The organism is Pigmentibacter ruber (assembly GCF_009792895.1).
GTDB lineage: Bacteria > Bdellovibrionota_B > Oligoflexia > Silvanigrellales > Silvanigrellaceae > Silvanigrella > Silvanigrella rubra.
On record NZ_WSSC01000003.1, the window covers coordinates 349,051 to 367,210 of the forward strand.

13 protein-coding genes and 1 other RNA gene are annotated in these 18,160 nt (G+C 30.4%); 5 read left to right on the forward strand and 9 right to left on the reverse strand.

Features of this window, described 5'->3' with window-relative positions; translation table 11 throughout:
- Nucleotides 1-123: 123 nt before the first annotated feature.
- The 8 genes from GOY08_RS10580 to rnpB form a co-directional block, all read right to left on the reverse strand.
- Entirely contained in the window at nt 124-498 is a 375-nt protein-coding gene (locus GOY08_RS10580; protein ID WP_158998877.1) for a hypothetical protein, read from the reverse strand.
- 119 nt (nt 499-617) lie between these two features.
- On the reverse strand, nt 618-1,631 hold the full coding sequence (locus tag GOY08_RS10585; protein ID WP_158998878.1) for a trypsin-like serine protease: 1,014 nt from the start codon (nt 1,629-1,631) through the stop codon (nt 618-620).
- Between the two features lie 33 nt (nt 1,632-1,664).
- Entirely contained in the window at nt 1,665-2,000 is a 336-nt protein-coding gene (locus tag GOY08_RS10590) for a 2Fe-2S iron-sulfur cluster-binding protein (protein WP_158998879.1), read from the reverse strand.
- 16 nt (nt 2,001-2,016) lie between these two features.
- Nucleotides 2,017-2,793, reverse strand: a complete 777-nt coding sequence (locus GOY08_RS10595) for an enoyl-CoA hydratase/isomerase family protein (protein ID WP_158998880.1) — start codon at nt 2,791-2,793, stop codon at nt 2,017-2,019.
- A gap of 79 nt (nt 2,794-2,872) precedes the next feature.
- The gene (locus tag GOY08_RS10600; RefSeq protein WP_158998881.1) at nt 2,873-3,988 is read right to left on the reverse strand and encodes a DsbA family protein; all 1,116 of its coding nucleotides are present in this window, start codon (nt 3,986-3,988) and stop codon (nt 2,873-2,875) included.
- Nucleotides 3,989-4,038: 50 nt separating this feature from the next.
- Nucleotides 4,039-4,848 (reverse strand): hypothetical protein, encoded by an 810-nt coding sequence (locus tag GOY08_RS10605; RefSeq protein ID WP_158998882.1) that lies wholly within the window; start codon nt 4,846-4,848, stop codon nt 4,039-4,041.
- Nucleotides 4,849-4,955: 107 nt separating this feature from the next.
- A complete protein-coding gene (gene metK, locus GOY08_RS10610; protein ID WP_158998883.1) occupies nt 4,956-6,197 on the reverse strand; it encodes a methionine adenosyltransferase in 1,242 nt (413 codons plus the stop codon).
- Nucleotides 6,198-6,261: 64 nt separating this feature from the next.
- Nucleotides 6,262-6,613: RNase P RNA component class A (gene rnpB / locus GOY08_RS10615), an RNA gene on the reverse strand.
- A gap of 1,115 nt (nt 6,614-7,728) precedes the next feature.
- Here rnpB and glyS point away from each other — a divergent pair.
- The 5 genes from glyS to GOY08_RS10640 are packed head-to-tail and all read left to right on the forward strand — an operon-like array spanning nt 7,729 to nt 17,581.
- Nucleotides 7,729-10,857, forward strand: coding sequence for a glycine--tRNA ligase subunit beta (glyS, locus tag GOY08_RS10620; RefSeq protein WP_158998884.1), 3,129 nt, complete (start codon nt 7,729-7,731; stop codon nt 10,855-10,857).
- A gap of 1 nt (nt 10,858) precedes the next feature.
- Nucleotides 10,859-11,803, forward strand: a complete 945-nt coding sequence (locus tag GOY08_RS10625) for a bifunctional riboflavin kinase/FAD synthetase (protein WP_158998885.1) — start codon at nt 10,859-10,861, stop codon at nt 11,801-11,803.
- Nucleotides 11,804-14,137, forward strand: coding sequence for a polyphosphate kinase 1 (ppk1, locus tag GOY08_RS10630; protein ID WP_158998886.1), 2,334 nt, complete (start codon nt 11,804-11,806; stop codon nt 14,135-14,137). It abuts the gene before it with no gap.
- Nucleotides 14,137-15,711, forward strand: a complete 1,575-nt coding sequence (locus GOY08_RS10635) for a Ppx/GppA phosphatase family protein (protein WP_158998887.1) — start codon at nt 14,137-14,139, stop codon at nt 15,709-15,711. The genes ppk1 and GOY08_RS10635 overlap by 1 nt, the downstream gene beginning before the upstream one ends.
- Nucleotides 15,712-15,742: 31 nt before the next feature.
- Complete coding sequence (locus tag GOY08_RS10640) at nt 15,743-17,581, forward strand: hypothetical protein (protein WP_158998888.1); 1,839 nt, start codon at nt 15,743-15,745, stop codon at nt 17,579-17,581.
- A 49-nt stretch (nt 17,582-17,630) separates the two neighbouring features.
- On the opposite strand, the gene rnhA is transcribed toward GOY08_RS10640, so the two are convergent.
- Nucleotides 17,631-18,107, reverse strand: a complete 477-nt coding sequence (gene rnhA / locus GOY08_RS10645; protein WP_235899671.1) for a ribonuclease HI — start codon at nt 18,105-18,107, stop codon at nt 17,631-17,633.
- Nucleotides 18,108-18,160: the final 53 nt, after the last annotated feature.

The following is an 18,160-nucleotide window of genomic DNA, read 5'->3' on the forward strand; positions in this document are numbered from 1 at the left end:
TATAAGTAAAATTTTTCTTAAATATAATTTATAACAATTTGATATCTGAAAATGTGAATTTTTTAACTTGTAGAAAATAAAAAAAGATGCCTGATGATATTTTTAGAAAAATTATAATATTTTTTAATTTTGAATTTGATAATATCGAACTTCAGTTTTATACGAATTTTCCTCAGAAACTTTAAAAATATATAAATTACTATTTAGTTGAGGATATCCTTCGATAATAAAAGTAGAATTTAGTGCTTCATTATTATTTTTTGTAGTAACTATGCAATAACCCATGTCTGGACAATATATATTTGTTTCAACAACATTTTTTTCTTGTGTATTATGGATGTAATTGAGATAGAAGTTTTGAATAATAGAATCATCTACTGATATTGAAGAATTTATCGTTTGATAAAATTCTTCTTTTTTAATTTGATTTACCTGATTTAAAGCATATGAAACTGTGTTTGATAGTCCTAAAAAGGTAACTAGAAAAATTTTTTTCATATTTATATGACTTCATTCTTAATGGTTGATAAAAAATAACAGAACATAAAAACTTTATAATCAACTTAAATAAATTTCAAACAAGAAAAATTTTAATACAAAGCATCATTATCTAAAAATTATTCAAGGATCTTTAATTTTTCACCGCTTAGGTTAGCTTCTATCCATTTTAAATATGGGTAAATATAGGTAGTTACAGCTTGCTGAGCAGAACAATCATCATTTGTATCAGTCATTGGTATAGGTCCAGTTACAAGATGAGTTATGCCTTGGGTAAGACTTAATAAGACTGCTTCATTAATATTGTTGTCATTTTTGATAAGAAAGTGTCCGCCTCCTGAATCACCACTGCAAGTTTGTCCTCGTAATCGTTTAGTTGATATAAATGTGTCGCCAATATTAGTAATTACCGATCGATTTATTTCATATTTATAATCTATATTATTATAATGATTAAATTGCTCTTGGTTTAATTCTATTTTTTTCTCAGGTTTAAATATTTCTGTTACTGTCCAACGCTTAATATTGCCGCTATTTTTATTATTTTCATTACTTTGACCAAAACCAATTGTAACTAAGCGATCTCCCAATTGATAATTTTTAGCTATTATTGCTGGAGTAATATTTATTTTTGTTAGTGGTTCAGTAGTAGTAAGAAGTGCGATATCACCCATGGGAATATAGGTTGAATTTGGATCATTTTTTTTGAAAGGATTAATAGTATATAGTTTGTTGGTTTTTACCGTAGCATTTAAACTTTTTAAGCTATTAGCAGAATTTTTTACTTCAGCCGTTATAGATATTACATCTTTGCTTGGAATTAAAGTAAAACAATGTGCAGCTGTAAGAATGGTTCTGGACGTAACAGCAACTCCTGTACAAGTGCCAGTTATTTCGATATAACCATTATTATTTTTTGTTAATATCTTGGAAGATATGTAAACTGTAGACTTAGAACCTGGAATATCGTCAATGTTATTTTCACATCCGTCATGAATTTTATTTGTGGAAGATGGATAAATGGCGCCATATAAATCACTGCAAGTATACACTACTTTTTTTTTCTCTTCGGGCTCTTTGCAAGCAGAAAAAAGAAAAAATGAACAACACGAGAAAAGCAAAAGATGTTTCATAGCATTGGAGTCCTAATCAAACAAAAATATGAATTACCAATATTCTGCTTGAAGAGTAATATCTTGGAAAACTCTAGTTAAACAGGCTAAACGCTCGTTTTGTGTCTTATTATTTTTTTGTAAAGTTTCTTTTTCAAAATTATTTTGGATAGATAATGAATTTGGTGACATATGAATGATTTTAACGTTACAGGCTCCACAAACACCTACTCCAGAACAAGCCGCGCCAATAGGTAATCCTCTTTTTCTAAGAAAAACCCATAAGTTAGAGCCTGCACGGATATTAAATTCATCAAAAATTTCACCAGATTTATTCATCAAAGAAATTTTTACTATTTTTGCTAAGTCGTTGGTTGAAGAGTTTTCCATTATAAAACTTTCAGCATTAAAAATTTGGGGCTCTTTTTTCAATAAAAGCTGCCAATCCTTCTTTTGCTTCAGGAGTATTAAAAAGTAAACCAAATTCTTCAGATTCTAAAAGACAACCTTCTTTAAAGCTACTTGCACTACCAAACTTAACAACTTTTTTTGCTATTTTTAAGGCTGTTGGAGCATTTTTTAGAATTTTGTCTATAATATCACTAGTAAAAAATACTAGCTCTTCATGTTTTGTGACATGATTTAGAAGCCCAGCTTGAAATGCTTCTTGAGCAGAATATTTATTAGCAGTAGATATCCATTCTATTGTTTTTGCTACGCCGATTCTTCTTGCAAGTCTTTGTGTCCCTGAAAATCCAGGGATTAATCCAAGAGTAACTTCTGGTAGTCCAAATCTCGCTTTTTCAGATGCAATAATTAAATCACAAGCAAGCGCTAATTCAAGACCTCCACCTAACGCAAAACCTTGGACTTGAGCAATTGTTATTTGAGGTATATTTTCTAGTGTAGTAAAGATATTAGCTGCATATTGTGAAAAGTCACTAGCTTCTTTTGCTGTTTTAAAGTCTTGCATTTCTTTAATATCAGCGCCTGCTACAAAAGCTTTGTCTCCAGCACCACAAACAACTAATACTTTAACATCACTATTATCCTTAAGTAACAGACAATGATCGAATATTTCTTTAATAACTTGTTTATTTAAAGCATTTAATTGATTTGGTCGGTTAATTTTTAAAGTGGCTTTTTTTCCATTAATTTCTAGTTCTGTTAATTTATCATACATAAAATTATCTCCTAAAAAAAGCTACAGGTCTTACCTGTAGCGTATTTACTCTAGATAAATAATTTCAGCAAACTTTTATTCAATTCTTCTCAGATAATTCATTATTAATTACCTTTTCAAATTCTGATTTTGGTAAGGATCCCATTAATTGAATTCCATTTATATAAAATGCAGGAGTAGCATTGATTCCTAAACTTTGACCGTATTCAATATCGGCATTAATTTTATCATGAATTGCTTGATCTTTTCTGCAATTATTAAAATCATCTATTTTAAGACCTATTTTTTGTGCTAATGATAAATAAGTTTCTTCTCCTAGCTTTTTATGATTTTCAAATAAAGCATCATGCATTTGCCAATATTTTCCTTGTTTATTTGCACATTCTGCAGCAATTGCTGCTGGAATAGCTTCCGGATGAATTTGAACCAATGGATAATTTTTAAATACAAATTTTATTTTATCTTTATATTGTTTAAGAACTTCTTCAACAACTGGTTGAGCGGATGCACAATATGGACATTGAAAATCAGCAAATTCAACAATGGTGATTGGCGCATTTGCTGAACCTTTAAATGGAGCATTACTTATATCAACATTAATTTTTGGTGTAGCTGGTTTTGAAGCACCTGTAACTTCTATTTCACCTTTGCTAATTGCTTGTGAAATTAAACCTCGAAAATAATTTCCAGCAGCTTGATTTTGTAAATAAGGTTTCACTAAAGCTTCTTGTTGTTCGGGTGTTTTCCCTTTTAATTGCGGATTCTCTGAGTTTTCTTTAATAAATTGTTTTACTTGTTCAGCTGAGATATTAGATTTTTCTTGAATAAACATTTGTTCAGCTGCATTGGTATTAGAAATTCCTTTGTTTTTCATGTAATCTTTAATTATTTTATCAAAATATCTTTTAGCTAAAATATTTTCTATTGCCTTATAAGATTGACTTTCAGCATCAAATAATGATTGCATTTCTTGAGTTGATAATTCTGAACGCTTTAAAGTAACTCCATTATATTTTCCAAGAACATCAGAACCTGATGTAACTTTTGAAACATTGTTGCTTATTGTAGATGTAGACGAGGTTTGCCCAGTTAAGCTGTTCGCCATCTTTTTATAATCATGAAAAAATAAAGGTATTGAGCCAACAACTGCTGCAGCAATAAAAATACCACCTATAATAAACTTTCCTGAAGACATATATACTCCTTTAAAGCAAAATTCATACTTAACCCTTAATTAAGCATCGTTTACATATTTTGCACACTTTTAATATTTTCAGCAAGTTCTTTAGAATATCGCTTTTCTTCATTTTTACCATCTACTTCTGGTAAGGTTTGAGCTTTTTTAAATAATTCCAAAGCATTTGTTTTATCTCCTGCTTTTTTCTTTAAAATGCCAAGATACATAGTATTTAAGCGAAACTCAGGACAAGTTTGAATTGCTTGTGTAAAATAATCTTCAGCAATTTTTTTGTCACCAAATGAAATTAATCCTCCAGGAACTTCCTGATAATATCTGCCAAGAATCCTTAATGGACCACACCATTGATATTTAGGGTCAATTTTTGCAGCTTCTAGCAAAGCATCTCTGCCTGGTTTTGCATTACTTAAAGCTGAAAATATTCCTTTAGATAAGCCATAAGATCCAAGATTGATGGCATACCAATAGTAACCTTCTACTTTTTTGGGTTCTATTTCTTTTGCAATTTTTCCAGCTTCATAGCCGTACTTGAATAATTTTGTTTTATCTATTTTTGAATTTGCATCTATAAGGATAAAATTTCCATAATAATAAACTAGCCTTGCTATCTTCCATGCTATGTTGAAATCTTTTGGAATAGTGTTTTCTTTGCTTAGAAAAAGATAAATTTGATTTTCACCATCTATATTTTCCCTGTTATTCCAAAGAGAATCTAACAATTTTTCTGAAATTAAATCTTGTGATTCATTGGTTACTATTTCTTTAGTATTATTTTTTTCATCTGAATATGCTGGAAAAACCATAAATATAGGCAGCAAAAATAAAAAAAATCTTTTATTATATTTATTTTTTAACATATGTTCTCCTAAAAACATCTAATCATATGCGACTAAGACTATAATTTTTTAGGAGATCTGTAAATAAAAGAAAGGATTAAAATAAATATCTAATTGGTTTAATTAAACTAAACAAATTTTTTCAACTCTTGTACTTTATCAGTTTTTTCCCAAGGAAAGTTACTTCTTCCAAAGTGACCATATGAAGCCGTTTCATGATACGTGTAACCATTTTCTTGAGGATTTAAAAGATTAAAAGTTTTAACAATTCCAGCAGGGGTCATATTAAAGACTTTTTGGACAGCTTCTTCAATTTTAATTCGAGCAACTTTTTCAGTGCCGAAAGTATTAACGTTAACACTAACAGGCTGTGCAACTCCAATAGCATAGGCAATCTGAACAAGTGCTCTTTCAGCTAATCCAGCTGCTACAATATTTTTTGCTATGTATCGACCCATGTAAGCAGCAGAACGATCTACTTTTGAAGGATCTTTTCCAGAAAAGGCACCGCCGCCATGCGCACCATGACCACCATATGTATCAACAATAATTTTTCTACCAGTTAAACCGCAATCACCTTGTGGTCCTCCAATAACGAATTTTCCGGTTGGATTTATATGGTATTTTGTATTTGAATCTAATAAATTTTGTGGAATAGTATTTTTAATAATCTTCTCAATTACAAATTCTTTAATTTCTTGTTGGCTGACATTTTCTGAATGCATTGTGCTGACAACTACAGTATCAATTCTTTTCATTTTGCCGTCATGATATTCTACTGTCACCTGTGATTTTGCATCAGGACGTAGCCAATTTACAGTTCCTTCTTTTCTAGCTTTGGATAAATTTCTCAAAATAGAGTGTGCATATTGCAATGTGGCAGGCATAAATTCAGGAGTTTCATTTGTGGCATAACCAAACATCATGCCTTGATCTCCAGCACCTTGCTCTTTATGCAGACCTTCGCCTTCGTTAACTCCTTGAGCAATATCTGGTGACTGCTGATCAATAGCAACAATTACACCGCAGCTTCTATATTCAAAACCATTATTTGGGTCGTTGTAGCCAATTTCTTTTATAACATTTCTTGCTATATCAGAATAACTTTTCATTTTTCTTTTTAATTTAAGTTCATTTGCATGAACTGTTTCAGGATTGACAGTAATTTCACCAGCAATAACGACAAGACCTGTTTTGCACAGAGCTTCACAGGCAACTCTTGCTTTTGGATCAAAAGTTAAGAGTTCATCTAAAATACCATCAGAAATTTGGTCAGCCACCTTATCTGGGTGGCCTTCACTGACACTTTCAGACGTGAAATAGGTTACTTCAGGAGAAAAAGACTTGTTAAGAAGCGAGCGTTGAAACATATTGTATTTCCTTTCATATCAACCGCTGCAGAAGGGTTAACTTTTATTTTCTAAAGATAACGAAAAATTCGGGTAATACATAAGCCGGATTCTGTTTTAAACTACAATTTCTCTTGATGCTATGTTGCCATAACATTCTTTGCAGCCAACCCGAGTGTCATTGAATCGAGCAAATTCTCCACCCCTATTTGGCCTTGCTTCGAATGGGGTTTGCCAGATTGATTGTTGCCAACCAACATCCGTGAGCTCTTACCTCACGATTTCACCATTGCCAGTCTTACGACTTCGGCTGTGTATTTTCTGTTGCACTTTCCGTCGAGTTGCCCCGCCTGGCCGTTAACCAGCATTCTGCTCTATGAAGTCCGGACTTTCCTCACTCCTAACAAGTTAGGACGCGTTGTAGTTGAATTACCCGAATTCTCACCATTAATATCTGAAACTCAGCAAAGCAAGGAAGATTTAAAATATTTTACCCTTTTTTGAAATCAAATAAGCTTTGTTTTGCTAAGTACAAGTTTCTTAAACTTATCTTTTTAAAGTTAAGCTTCATAAAGGCTTCTTTCAACTAAGATTTAATTTTTGTCAGGTTAGGCAGAACAAACAATCTTTTCAGGTTATGGAAATAAAATATTGGTAGTTAATAGAGTTTTTATTCATAATTTTATTTGCTTTGTAGATATATTTTTATATAGAGTAATTTATTATTAATTTTTAAAAGTACTTTAAGTTTATTAAAATATTTCTTTTAAATTCAAGAAAATATTAATTTCAAAAACTTGATTTTTTAATTTTTGATAATATCTAATTTTTGCGTGTAAATTTTGGTTATAATATAATAAATAGTAAAAATAATTTGAGATGTTTTACTAGGATAATTTATTCTAATAATTCTTTTAATGTAACACTGTAGATAATTTAAAATGTCTTATTTCTTTTACTTCGGCCTAATTTTTTAGAGGTTAATATGACTTATATAACTGAAAAACTATATTATATATTTCCTTTTCATTATCAAGCCAAAAGTTATTATGAAAAAAGACCAGATAATATCCTGCTGCAAATATAAAAATTAAATGAAAAGAAAAATTGAAAGGTTTAGAAAGCGTCTATTACGAAATTCTGAATTTAAATACTTTACCTTACTGCAATAAATTTATCTCAGAAATTTTATAATATTTAATATTATATTTTTAAAGCTAAAAATCATATATTAATTTAGGTTAAGGCTTTTTAATAAATTTTTATGCAATATGCATTCCTTTTATTTTTTAGAGATGAGAAATATTAAAGTATTTCATTAGTCTTTTGAAAAAATATTCTGATTTGAATAGAAAAGAATTTTTAATAACTAAAAAAGTAATTATGCTCAATTGTTAAGCGTGGACGCATTTTTTGCGAGTATGAAAGTTGAAGATAGCTCCTTATAAAAAAAATACGCTTGATAAAACTAACTTTCTTTTCTAATTCGACTTAATAGTGTAAACAATCAAGCGTGGAATTTTTTTTGATTTTTGTGTGAAAGGTGAGCCCTGTGGAAATTAAGAATTTTCAAGATTTTATTATATCTCTTTGCAATTATTGGGTTAATCATGGCTGTATTTGGAGTCAACCTTATGATGCAAGTATGGGAGCAGGCACGTTCCATCCACACACATTTTTAAAAGGAATTGGTCCTGAGCCATGGAGGTCTGTGTATGTGCAACCTTGTAGGAGACCAGTTGATGGAAGATATGGAAAAAGTCCTTATCGGTTTCAGCATTATTACCAACTACAAGTCTTATTAAAACCTTCACCCGCAAATATTGTGGATATTTTTTTAAAGTCTCTTGAACATGTAGGAATTAATTTAAAAGAAAATGATATTGGTTTGTTGGAAGACGATTGGAAAGGCCCAACTTTAGGAGCCTGGGGGCTTGGTTGGGAAATAAGAGCAAATGGTCAGGAAGTAACTCAATTTACTTATTTCCAACAACTTGGTGGTCTAGATATTGACGTTGTTTGTGGTGAAATTACTTATGGTTTAGAACGACTGTATATGTATTCAAAGGGATATAAAAATGCCTTGGAAATCCCTTTTAATGAACATTTTACTTATGGTGACATTTTTTATCAAAATGAATTTGAATTTTCTTTTTTTAACTTTAAAGAAGCAGATATAAAAGAACTATTTGATCATTTTGAAAAATGTGAAGAAAAGGTCTCACAACTTTGTGAGAAAAATTTAGTTTTGCCAGCATATGACTATGTTTTACAAGCTTCGCATGCATTTAATCTTTTAGATGCTAGAGGTGCTATTTCTGTTAGTGAAAGACAAAGATATATCGGACGTGTAAGGGATTGTGCAAAAAAATGTGCAATACAATATAGAAGTTCTAGAGAAAAATTAAATTTTCCAATGCTAAGCAGACTAGATACCGATGCTCGGCAGCCGCTCTTTCCAATTGGAAATCAAAACAATTTAACTATTCCACAAGAAACTAAAAAGTATAAAAACATAGAACAATTAGGTAGTAGTGAGAAAATAAATATAGTTTTTGAGCTTGGTGTAGAAGAAATGCCTCCAGCATTTCAACTGTCTGCAAAATCTGAATTAGAAGAAAAAATTGGAAGTTTTATAAATGCAAATAATCTGGATTGGAAAAATAATACCTCACAAAATTCAAAATTCAAAGTAGAAGTTTCAGCTAGAAGATTAAGCATCCAATTTTTAAATATTCCTAAGCAAGAAAAAGCAAGAATTGAGGAAATTTGGGGGCCTGTTGAAAGGATTGCCAGAAATTCTGATGGAACTTTAACCCAAGCAGGATTGGGATTCTGTAAGAAAAATAATATTGATCCATCTTTAGTTGAATTTAAAAAGAAAAATGATGGTACTTTTTTATTTGCTTCTAAAGAAATTATTGGAAGAGATTTTCCGCTATTGCTTGCAGAAAAATTTAAAGAATGGTGTTATGAATTAAAAGCACCTTTGAAAATGAAATGGCTACCTCAGAATATAAGTCCCCAATTTATTAGACCTGTACGTTGGATAGTTGCGCTTGTTAATGATCTTGTGATTGAATTTGAAATGTTTGGTATTAAGTCTGGGCGTTCAACCTGCGGGCAAAGAATATTATTCCCTCAACCAACTGATATTGATAATGCAAAAAATTACGAGAAAATATTACTTGAGTTATCAGTTGTACCAGCTTTTGAAAATCGAAAAGAAAAATTTGAAAACGATGCTATTAAATTAGCGAAACAAGTAAATGGACAAATTAAATCTGATCAAGCACTAATGAATAAATGTTTAGGTTTATTTGAAAATCCAGATTTATTTATAGCTGATTTTGATCCAAAATATTTACGGTTACCTAAACCTTTAATCACAAGTGTTCTTCGTGAACATATGAATTATTTTTCTGTTGTTAAAGAAAATACTAGTGAATTGTTACCTTACTATGTAGGTGCAGCTAACTACGCTTGTACAAAGAAAACTGAAATGATTGAGGGAACAAAAACAGTTGTTGTTGGACGCCTCGAAGATGGTGCATTTTATTATGATACTGATTTAAAAACACCTTTATTTGAGTTACGTTCTAAGTTAAAAGATCAGCTGTTCAATGCCAATATGGGAACTCTATTTGATAAATCTGAAAGACTAATTAAAATCTCAGCTGGAATTTGTCGTGAATTAAAAATGGATATTGATTTTTCTGTATTAGAAAAAGCAGCTGAGTATTGCAAGGCGGATTTAAAAACTGGTTGTGTCCAAGAATTCCCAGATGAAATGCAAGGAATTATGGGTGGTATTTTAATTAAGGAACAAAATATTTTAAATCATCAATTAAAATCAGAAAAAGCAGCAAAAGCTGTTGAAGAACATTATTTACCTACAGGAGCATCTTCAGAACTTCCAAGCTCGTTAGAAGGGGTAATATTATCTCTAGCAGATAAAATTGATTCCCTATGTATGATGATCTGTCATGGGGCAGAAGTTAAAGGAAACAAAGATCCATTTGGTTTGAGAAGACTTGCATTGTCAATAGCAAGATTACTCGGTGTAAAAGGTGAACAAAATCACTTAAACTTGTCTTTAGTGCTGATAGTAGAAATATGCCTAGGTGTTATTGAAGAAAGTTACGTTATAAAACATGAAAGTCGTCAAAAAATTTATTCATTTATTGTAGAAAGAATGAAAGCATCTTTAATTGAGGATTTTGATACACGCATAATAGATGCTCTTTCAAAACCTTTACTTGAAGATCATCTGATTAATGTTAGGAATTTTGCAGGAAAAATAGCTCACGCCTTAAAACAAAATGGTAAAGGTTCCCTTCTTGAAGCTTTAGTTCCTTATAAAAGAGCCAAAAATTTAACACAAAATTGGCAAAATAAAGAGGAATTAAATATTAATCTTTTTAGAGCTAATGAAGAATTATCTTTATATGAAAATTTAAAAAGTGTTGAAAATAAAGTGCGTGAATTTAAAAGAAATTCTGATTATGAAAATTTACTACTTACTTTAGCTAGTTTGGCTGAACCTATGTCGAAATTTTTTGAAAATGTTATGGTTAATGATCCAGACGAAAAATTAAAGAATAATCGTTTAACTCTTCTCTCTCGACTTTGTTTCATGTATGAGGAAGTTGCGGATTTTTCACTTATTCAGGTTCAATAAAATGGATTTAAAACAGTCTTTTAAAGTTGTTGGTATTGAAGACATTATTAGGAAAAAAAATAGGATAGCAATTACTTTTGGGAATTTTGATGGAGTTCATTTAGGACATATCCATCTTTTGAAAGAATTAAAAAAAATTTCAAATGATAATCCAATAGTAGTTGTTACTTTTGATCCTCATCCGGCAATGTATTTTTCAGGAATAAAAAAGCCATTACTTAATACAACTGAGGATAAAATTAATTTGTTATTAGAGGCTGGAGTGAGTTCTGTAGTTGTTCAGCCTTTCAATCAAAGTTTTGCAAATTTAACTGCGGATAACTTTTGTGAATGGCTAAAAGAAAATTTTAATATTTCTTCTGTCATTCTTGGTTACGACTTCTGCTATGGCAAGCAGCGTTTAGGAAATTTTGAACATATGAAAGCCTTTGCTGAAAAAGAACAATGGGAAATTAGAAAAGCTGAAGTATTTAAGTTATACAATGATAAAGTTGTATCTTCTTCCTCTATTAGAGAACTTATCTTACAAGGACAAGTCGAAGATGCAGAATATTTATTAAATCGCCCTTATTTTTTACCTGGTACTGTTGTACAAGGGGATCAACGTGGAAGGTTAATTGGCTTTCCAACTGCAAATATAGATTTACAAGAAGATTTAGTTATTCCAAAGTATGGAGTATATGCTTGTTTTGTTGAAATAGAATCTTCAAAAAAGTTGTTACCAGCAGTGATGAATTGCGGTGTTCGGCCAACGATTGCTAAAGGTTTAAAGCTCCAAATTGAAGCCCATATTTTAAATTTTTCTCAGGATATTTATGGTAAAAAAGTAAAATTTTTTCTGAAAAAATTTATTCGTGGAGAAATGAAGTTTGAAAGTATTGATCAACTTAAAGAACAAATAACCAAAGATGTTGAACAGGCGAAAAATTTATTTATGGATATTTAAATGAATAATAAGTCAATTAACACAGATAAAAGTACCCAAAAAAATCTTCCTGCTATTGATGTTTCAAATTTTCAAAAAGATGTACAAACTCATAAAAATATTCATCTAGATGATCCTGATCTTTATATTAACCGTGAAATTTCATGGTTAACTTTTAATGAAAGAGTTTTATCAGAGGCTGAAAATAAGTTAGTTCCTTTAATTGAAAGATTAAAGTTTTGTATTATCTTTGCTTCCAATTTAGATGAATTTTTTATGGTCAGAATATCTGGCTTGCTTCGCTTGGTATCAAAACCAAATAATTCTTTTAATTATGATGAAGAAGATTCCGAAGAAACACTTGATGAAGTTGCAATAAAAGTAAGAGGTTTATTAAAAAGATTAGCAAAATGTTTGCATACTGAAATTCTACCTGAGCTAAGCTTAAATAATATTACTATTCCGAGATTTGGTGAATTAACAAGAACGGAAGAAGAAAAACTAGATATTCATTTTGAAAGTCAGGTATTCCCAGTACTAACACCTCTTGCAATAGATCCTGCCCACCCGTTTCCTTATTTATCAAATTTATCTTTATATTTGGCAGTTACTTTTGAGGGTGTATCAGATAATGGAGAACCATTACTAGCTCTTGTTGAAGTTCCGCAAAAAATAATGCGTTTAATTCCAATTTCACAAAAAATAAGTAAACAAAGATTTTTCTTACTTGATGAACTCATCAAAAATTATATGCCCACACTTTTTCCATGGACACAAGTGACAGGAGCATATGCATTTAGAGTAACAAGAAATTTAGATTATCAATTACTTGATCATGAAGTAAAAGATTTAATGAAATCTATCGAATACGAATTAAAAGATAGAGAACAAAAGACAGTTGTAAGGTTAGAATATGAAAAAAATATGCCTGATTGGTTAAGAAACAAATTGGCTGCTGTGTTAGATTTAGATTCCTCCGATTTATATGAAATTGATGGAATGATAAATATTCGTGATTTAGCGCCATTGCTAAAAATTGAAAGATTAGATCCATATTTAAAAGATGAAGCATTTAATCCAAGATTAAATATTAATCTAGTTGATGCCAGTAGAGATATTTTTGATATAATTAAAGAACGTGATATTTTATTACATCACCCCTATGATTCATTTGCTAGTGTTTTAGATTTTCTTCGCAGTGCAGCGAAAGATGATAAAGTTTTAGCTATAAAACAAACATTATATCGATCTGGTGGAGATTCTCCAATTATTGAGGCATTAGCAAATGCAGCAGAAAGAGGAAAACAAGTTACTGTTGTTGTTGAATTGAAAGCCCGTTTTGATGAAGCAAATAATATTGAATGGGCAAAAAGACTGGAAAGAGCTGGAGCTCATGTTGTTTTTGGTTTTATTGACTTAAAAACACATGCAAAATGTACGTTAGTAGTTCGAAAAGAAAAAAATAATTACTTACAAAAATATGTTCATTTATCTACAGGAAATTATAATAGCTCAACAGCAAAACTTTACACTGATATTGGTCATTTAACTACTGATCCAATTTTATGTGATGATGTTGCTAATGTATTTAACTTTATTACGGGATTTAATATACTTCGTGATCAAGATTTAACTCAAATGAAAATCCCACATTTTGAAAAAATAAAAGTAGCTCCTTTTCGTTTAAGAGAACAGATTATTCAAATGATTGAAAATGAAAAAAAGAAGAATTGTTCTGAAAATCAGTCGCATATTATTTTTAAAATGAATTCTTTAGTTGATGTAAAGTTATGTCAAGCTTTATATCGCGCTAGTCAAAAAGGGGTTAAAATTGATTTAATTATTAGAGGTATTTGTATTTTAAGACCAGATGTTCCAGGGGTATCTGAGAATATAAGAGTTATCAGTGTGATTGATAGGTTTTTAGAGCATTCTAGAATATTCTGGTTTAAAAATGCTGGAGATCCTTTGATTTTCTGTGGAAGTGCAGATTTAATGGAACGTAATATGGATCGCCGAATTGAAATTGTTTGGCCCATAGAAAGTCCTGAATTGAAGTCTAAGTTAACTGGAATTTTAACTACATTTTTACTTGATAATTGTAAAAGCCACAAGATGCAAAGTGATGGGACATACATAAGAAAGTTGCCGTCACAAAACGAAAAATTATATCGGAGTCAAGATAAATTTATTGAATATGCAAGACGTTATGGTATAAAATCAATAGCCTACGATCAGGCTATAAAGCCTTTATTTGATAAAAAGGATTTCGATCGCATTCCTGAAAGATTTATTCCTTCATTAGTTGTTGAAGAATTAAGTACAAGAAGTTCCAAGAAAAAGAAGAAGAAATAATGTTAAATTTGTCGGAAAAAAAAGTGTTTGAGAAAAAAAGAATTGCAGCAATTGATGTTGGTTCTAATAGTATTCATATGCTTATTGTTGATATGGAATCAATAAATTCTTTTACAATAATTGCTTCAGAAAAAGATCAAGTTCGTTTAGCAGCATCGATTGATGACGACGGCAATTTAACATCAGAAGCATTAAATAAAACAATTGTTGTTTTAAGGAAAATGAAAGAGGTTGCAGATAGTCTAAAAGCGCAGGTAAGAGCAGTAGGTACTAGTGCGTTGCGAGAAGCAAAAAATTCTTCTGACTTTGTAGCTAAATTATATAAGAAAACAGGAATAGATGTTGAAGTTATTTCTGGGCATGAAGAAGCCAGACTTGTTTACTTAGGAGTTCAACAAGGGTTACCAATTCATGGTAAATCTACACTTATTATAGACATTGGCGGAGGTTCTACAGAAATAGTTGTGGGGCAGTGGGGTGAAGAACGCTTTGCAACTTCCCTTAAATTAGGGTGTGTACGCTTAACACAAATGTTTCTAACAAGTGATCCATTGAGTGATGAGCATTTAAGAGCACTAGAATTATATATAAATACAAGGCTAGAACCTGTTCTTTCGGAAGTTGAAAGAATTGGATTTGATATTGCAGTTGGTTCATCAGGAACAATAAAAGCTATAAAGTCACTAGTACTAGGAATTTTAAATACCCCTCCCCTTCAAACAATGCATGGATCTGTTTTAACAGCTAAAGAAATTTGGCTGGCAAAAGAAGCTCTATTAAAGGCAAAATCTTTAAAAGAAAGAAAACAACTCCCAGGTTTAGATTCTAAACGGGCTGAAATTGTGGTAGCTGGGCTGTTTGTTTTAAGTTCCATAACCAAAATTTTGGGAATTAGAGAATGGACAATATCTCTAACTGCTCTTAGAGAAGGTATCCTTTTTGATACGATATTACGTGATGGAGTATGGTTACAAGGAGACACAACCGATGTCCGTTGGCGATCAGTTCGATCCTTTGGACAAAAGTTTCATATTGATGAAGCACATGCGTTTCATATCACATCCTTTGCCATAAGTTTATTTGATCAACTGTTATTTAAACATAATTTATCAAGTGCATGGCGAGAATTTTTAAGATCTGCCGCATATTTGCATGAATGTGGGTTATTTATTGGTCATACAGGTCACCATAAACATACTTTTTATTTTATTCGAAATGCTTCTTTGCCAGGATTTACTACGCGAGAAATGCAAATAATTGCAACAATTGTTCGTTACCATAGGAAAAGGATGCCTAGAGAAAGTGATGAGGTTTATTGCGATTTTGATAAAGAAATACAGAAGGCTGTTAATATTTGCGCGGCAATTTTACGACTTTCTGTTTCTCTTGATAGAGGTCGGCAAGGTAAAATACAAGAGATTATTGTAAGAGAAAGTTCTAATAGTAAAATGAGTTTGGTTGTTTATTTAAGAGCAACACATGACATTGAACTTGAAATGTATGAAGCAGCAATTGAAAAGAAAGCCTTTGAAAATGTTTTTTCTTGTGCACTTGAAATTATGTTAGAGCAATAGGATTTGTAATTAATAAAAAGGTAATATCACATTGAACCGTAAACAGTATTTCAAAATTTATATCTTAGTATTTATTGCTTTATATTCAGAATTTAATCTGGCAAATCAGGAGATGTTTGTAAATATTCCTTCAGAAAAAAACTATGAGGATGAGACTAATAATGTTATAGTTAAACAAAATCAGTGTAAAACTATCGAAAATGGAATATCAGGAAGAATTATTCTACCAAATTCTGAAAATATAGAAAATGAACTAGAAGGAATTGAAATTAGGATTTTAGGAATAGATTATTCAAAATTAGAAAATAAAGAAAGATATATATATAAGCCAGAAAAAAATAATGGTTGTTTTAACATAGAAAATATACCAATTGGAAGTTCGATACTATTAGCAATTTGGGATACTAATAGTAAATATTATACCAAAACTGTAAACGCTTATGCAGGCGCAAGCCCAAATTTATATGAAATCCCATTAATTTTAGCGACTAAAGTATCACTAGAGTCAAGTTATGCCTCAGGAACTCCTCAATTTTACAATAAAGCTGGAATTTGTGGAAAAGCAAAAGGATTATCACCTGGAGATTTGTTAGGAACAACTATATTCATTGAAAATGTTAATAAAAAAATATTCAAAGCAAGTTATGCAAAGGAACTCAATATCAGTTCTCCAAATTTACAAGAACTTTCTATGAATGGTTACTTTTGTGTATTTAATATCGACTCTTGTAATAAAGATGAAGAAAATTGTTTAGATAACCCTAACTATAATTTGTATTTTACTTTAAAGAATGGTGAAAGGAAAAGATTTAGCTTAATTATTCCTGCAGCAACATTTTCAGATGAAAATTACTTTGATCTTACTGCTGGTGTAATTAAACCAGTTGAGCTTTATTCTTTAAATGATTTAAATGGTTATTCATGGCTATATGAGAAAGATAATGCAAAAGTTTCTATATTCAACAAAATGATCTTAGAAAAAGAAGAATTAAATAAGCTTACTTATTTTTCAACAGGATATAAATTTGACATAATTAACTATTCTTTATTAGATCAAAATAATTTTAATCAATTTTTTATAATAAAACCTAAGGAAGAATTTTTTATACAAGATAGATCAAAAAATGATAATGATGAAGGTCTAGTTTTTATTGAAGAAAAAAATCCTTTAAAACTAAAAATATTTAATCCCAAACATATGAAAATTAGTGACAATACTATTGAATATTTGGGGAGTAAAAAATTTGGATCGATATTTTTTAGTTTAAGTTTAGAAAAATATAATGTTGATAATAGTTTTGTTAAAATAGAAGTTAGAAATATATTTGGTTCTATTATAGCGGAAAGCTCAGTAATAGGAAAGAAAAATAATAATATTGAAATAATTGAATCTAATAATTTAGAATTAAATGGTATAGTTCATAGTTTAGAGCCTGGATTCTATCAATTTTTCTTGAAATCAAAAGATAGTAATGACCGCGAAATATTTTTTACAACATTTATACAGTCTTTTTCAGGAAGAACTCAGATTATTACAGAACCATTTGAGCAATTAAATATTGCTGAAAATTTGCAAGAGCAAAACTCCTATGTATTAAATTATCCAAATCTTAATGATATTATACCTAAAGGACCTCAGGGTAATGAATATTATGATTCATTATTTGATGATAGTAAAATATCTAATAACAGCGCTGAAATCGAAAAAGAAAAAGAAGAGCAAAATGATTGGCGGAGGGATATTTATAAACAATTACCAGACAAAGTATTTTGTTCTTCAGAAGAATTATTGAATAGAAAAAGAAAGCAAGATAACGTTCTAATCAGCATGAGAACAATAGAGATCGATCGTAACAAATATTACGAATAATTGCTATCTGAATTTTTTATTCCTTTAAATTTAATATTATGGTCATTATTTAAAATTTTTCATCAATACCACTTTTTTTAATTATAGCGTTACGTGCGAGTTCATCGCACATATCATTGTACTCATTTCCTGAATGACCTTTTACCCACTGCCATGTTAAGTTATGTTTTCTTTGAAGGAGTGAAAGTTGCATCCAGAGTTCAATATTTTTAACAGGTTTACCGGATTTTGTTTTCCAACCATTTTTTTGCCAATTTTCAAGCCATTTTTCAGAAAAACCATTTTTGACATACTGGCTATCAGTGATAATAAGAACAGGCATAGGACGAGTAAGGCTTTCAAGACCTTTTATCACTCCAGTGAGTTCCATTTTGTTGTTCGTTGTATACTGCTCATAACCAGAAATGCGTCTTCGGTATTCATTGTATAAAAGTACGCAGGCCCAACCTCCTGGACCCGGATTTCCTGAGCAAGCACCGTCTGTATAAAGTGTAACTTGTGAAGTCATTGTATAATGTACTTTCATTGAGAACTGCAAAGAATTTTGCAGTTTAATTTTAGTAAAAATTGAAAGAGATA

Bases quoted from the DNA above. Each gene is read 5' to 3' on its own strand.
- GOY08_RS10580 (WP_158998877.1), bottom strand. From the start codon at position 498: ATGAAAAAAATTTTTCTAGTTACCTTTTTAGGACTATCAAACACAGTT.
- GOY08_RS10585 (WP_158998878.1), bottom strand. From the start codon at position 1,631: ATGAAACATCTTTTGCTTTTCTCGTGTTGTTCATTTTTTCTTTTTTCT.
- GOY08_RS10590 (WP_158998879.1), bottom strand. From the start codon at position 2,000: ATGGAAAACTCTTCAACCAACGACTTAGCAAAAATAGTAAAAATTTCT.
- GOY08_RS10595 (WP_158998880.1), bottom strand. From the start codon at position 2,793: ATGTATGATAAATTAACAGAACTAGAAATTAATGGAAAAAAAGCCACT.
- GOY08_RS10600 (WP_158998881.1), bottom strand. From the start codon at position 3,988: ATGTCTTCAGGAAAGTTTATTATAGGTGGTATTTTTATTGCTGCAGCA.
- GOY08_RS10605 (WP_158998882.1), bottom strand. From the start codon at position 4,848: ATGTTAAAAAATAAATATAATAAAAGATTTTTTTTATTTTTGCTGCCT.
- metK (WP_158998883.1), bottom strand. From the start codon at position 6,197: ATGTTTCAACGCTCGCTTCTTAACAAGTCTTTTTCTCCTGAAGTAACC.
- GOY08_RS10625 (WP_158998885.1), top strand. From the start codon at position 10,859: ATGGATTTAAAACAGTCTTTTAAAGTTGTTGGTATTGAAGACATTATT.
- ppk1 (WP_158998886.1), top strand. From the start codon at position 11,804: ATGAATAATAAGTCAATTAACACAGATAAAAGTACCCAAAAAAATCTT.
- GOY08_RS10635 (WP_158998887.1), top strand. From the start codon at position 14,137: ATGTTAAATTTGTCGGAAAAAAAAGTGTTTGAGAAAAAAAGAATTGCA.
- rnhA (WP_235899671.1), bottom strand. From the start codon at position 18,107: ATGAAAGTACATTATACAATGACTTCACAAGTTACACTTTATACAGAC.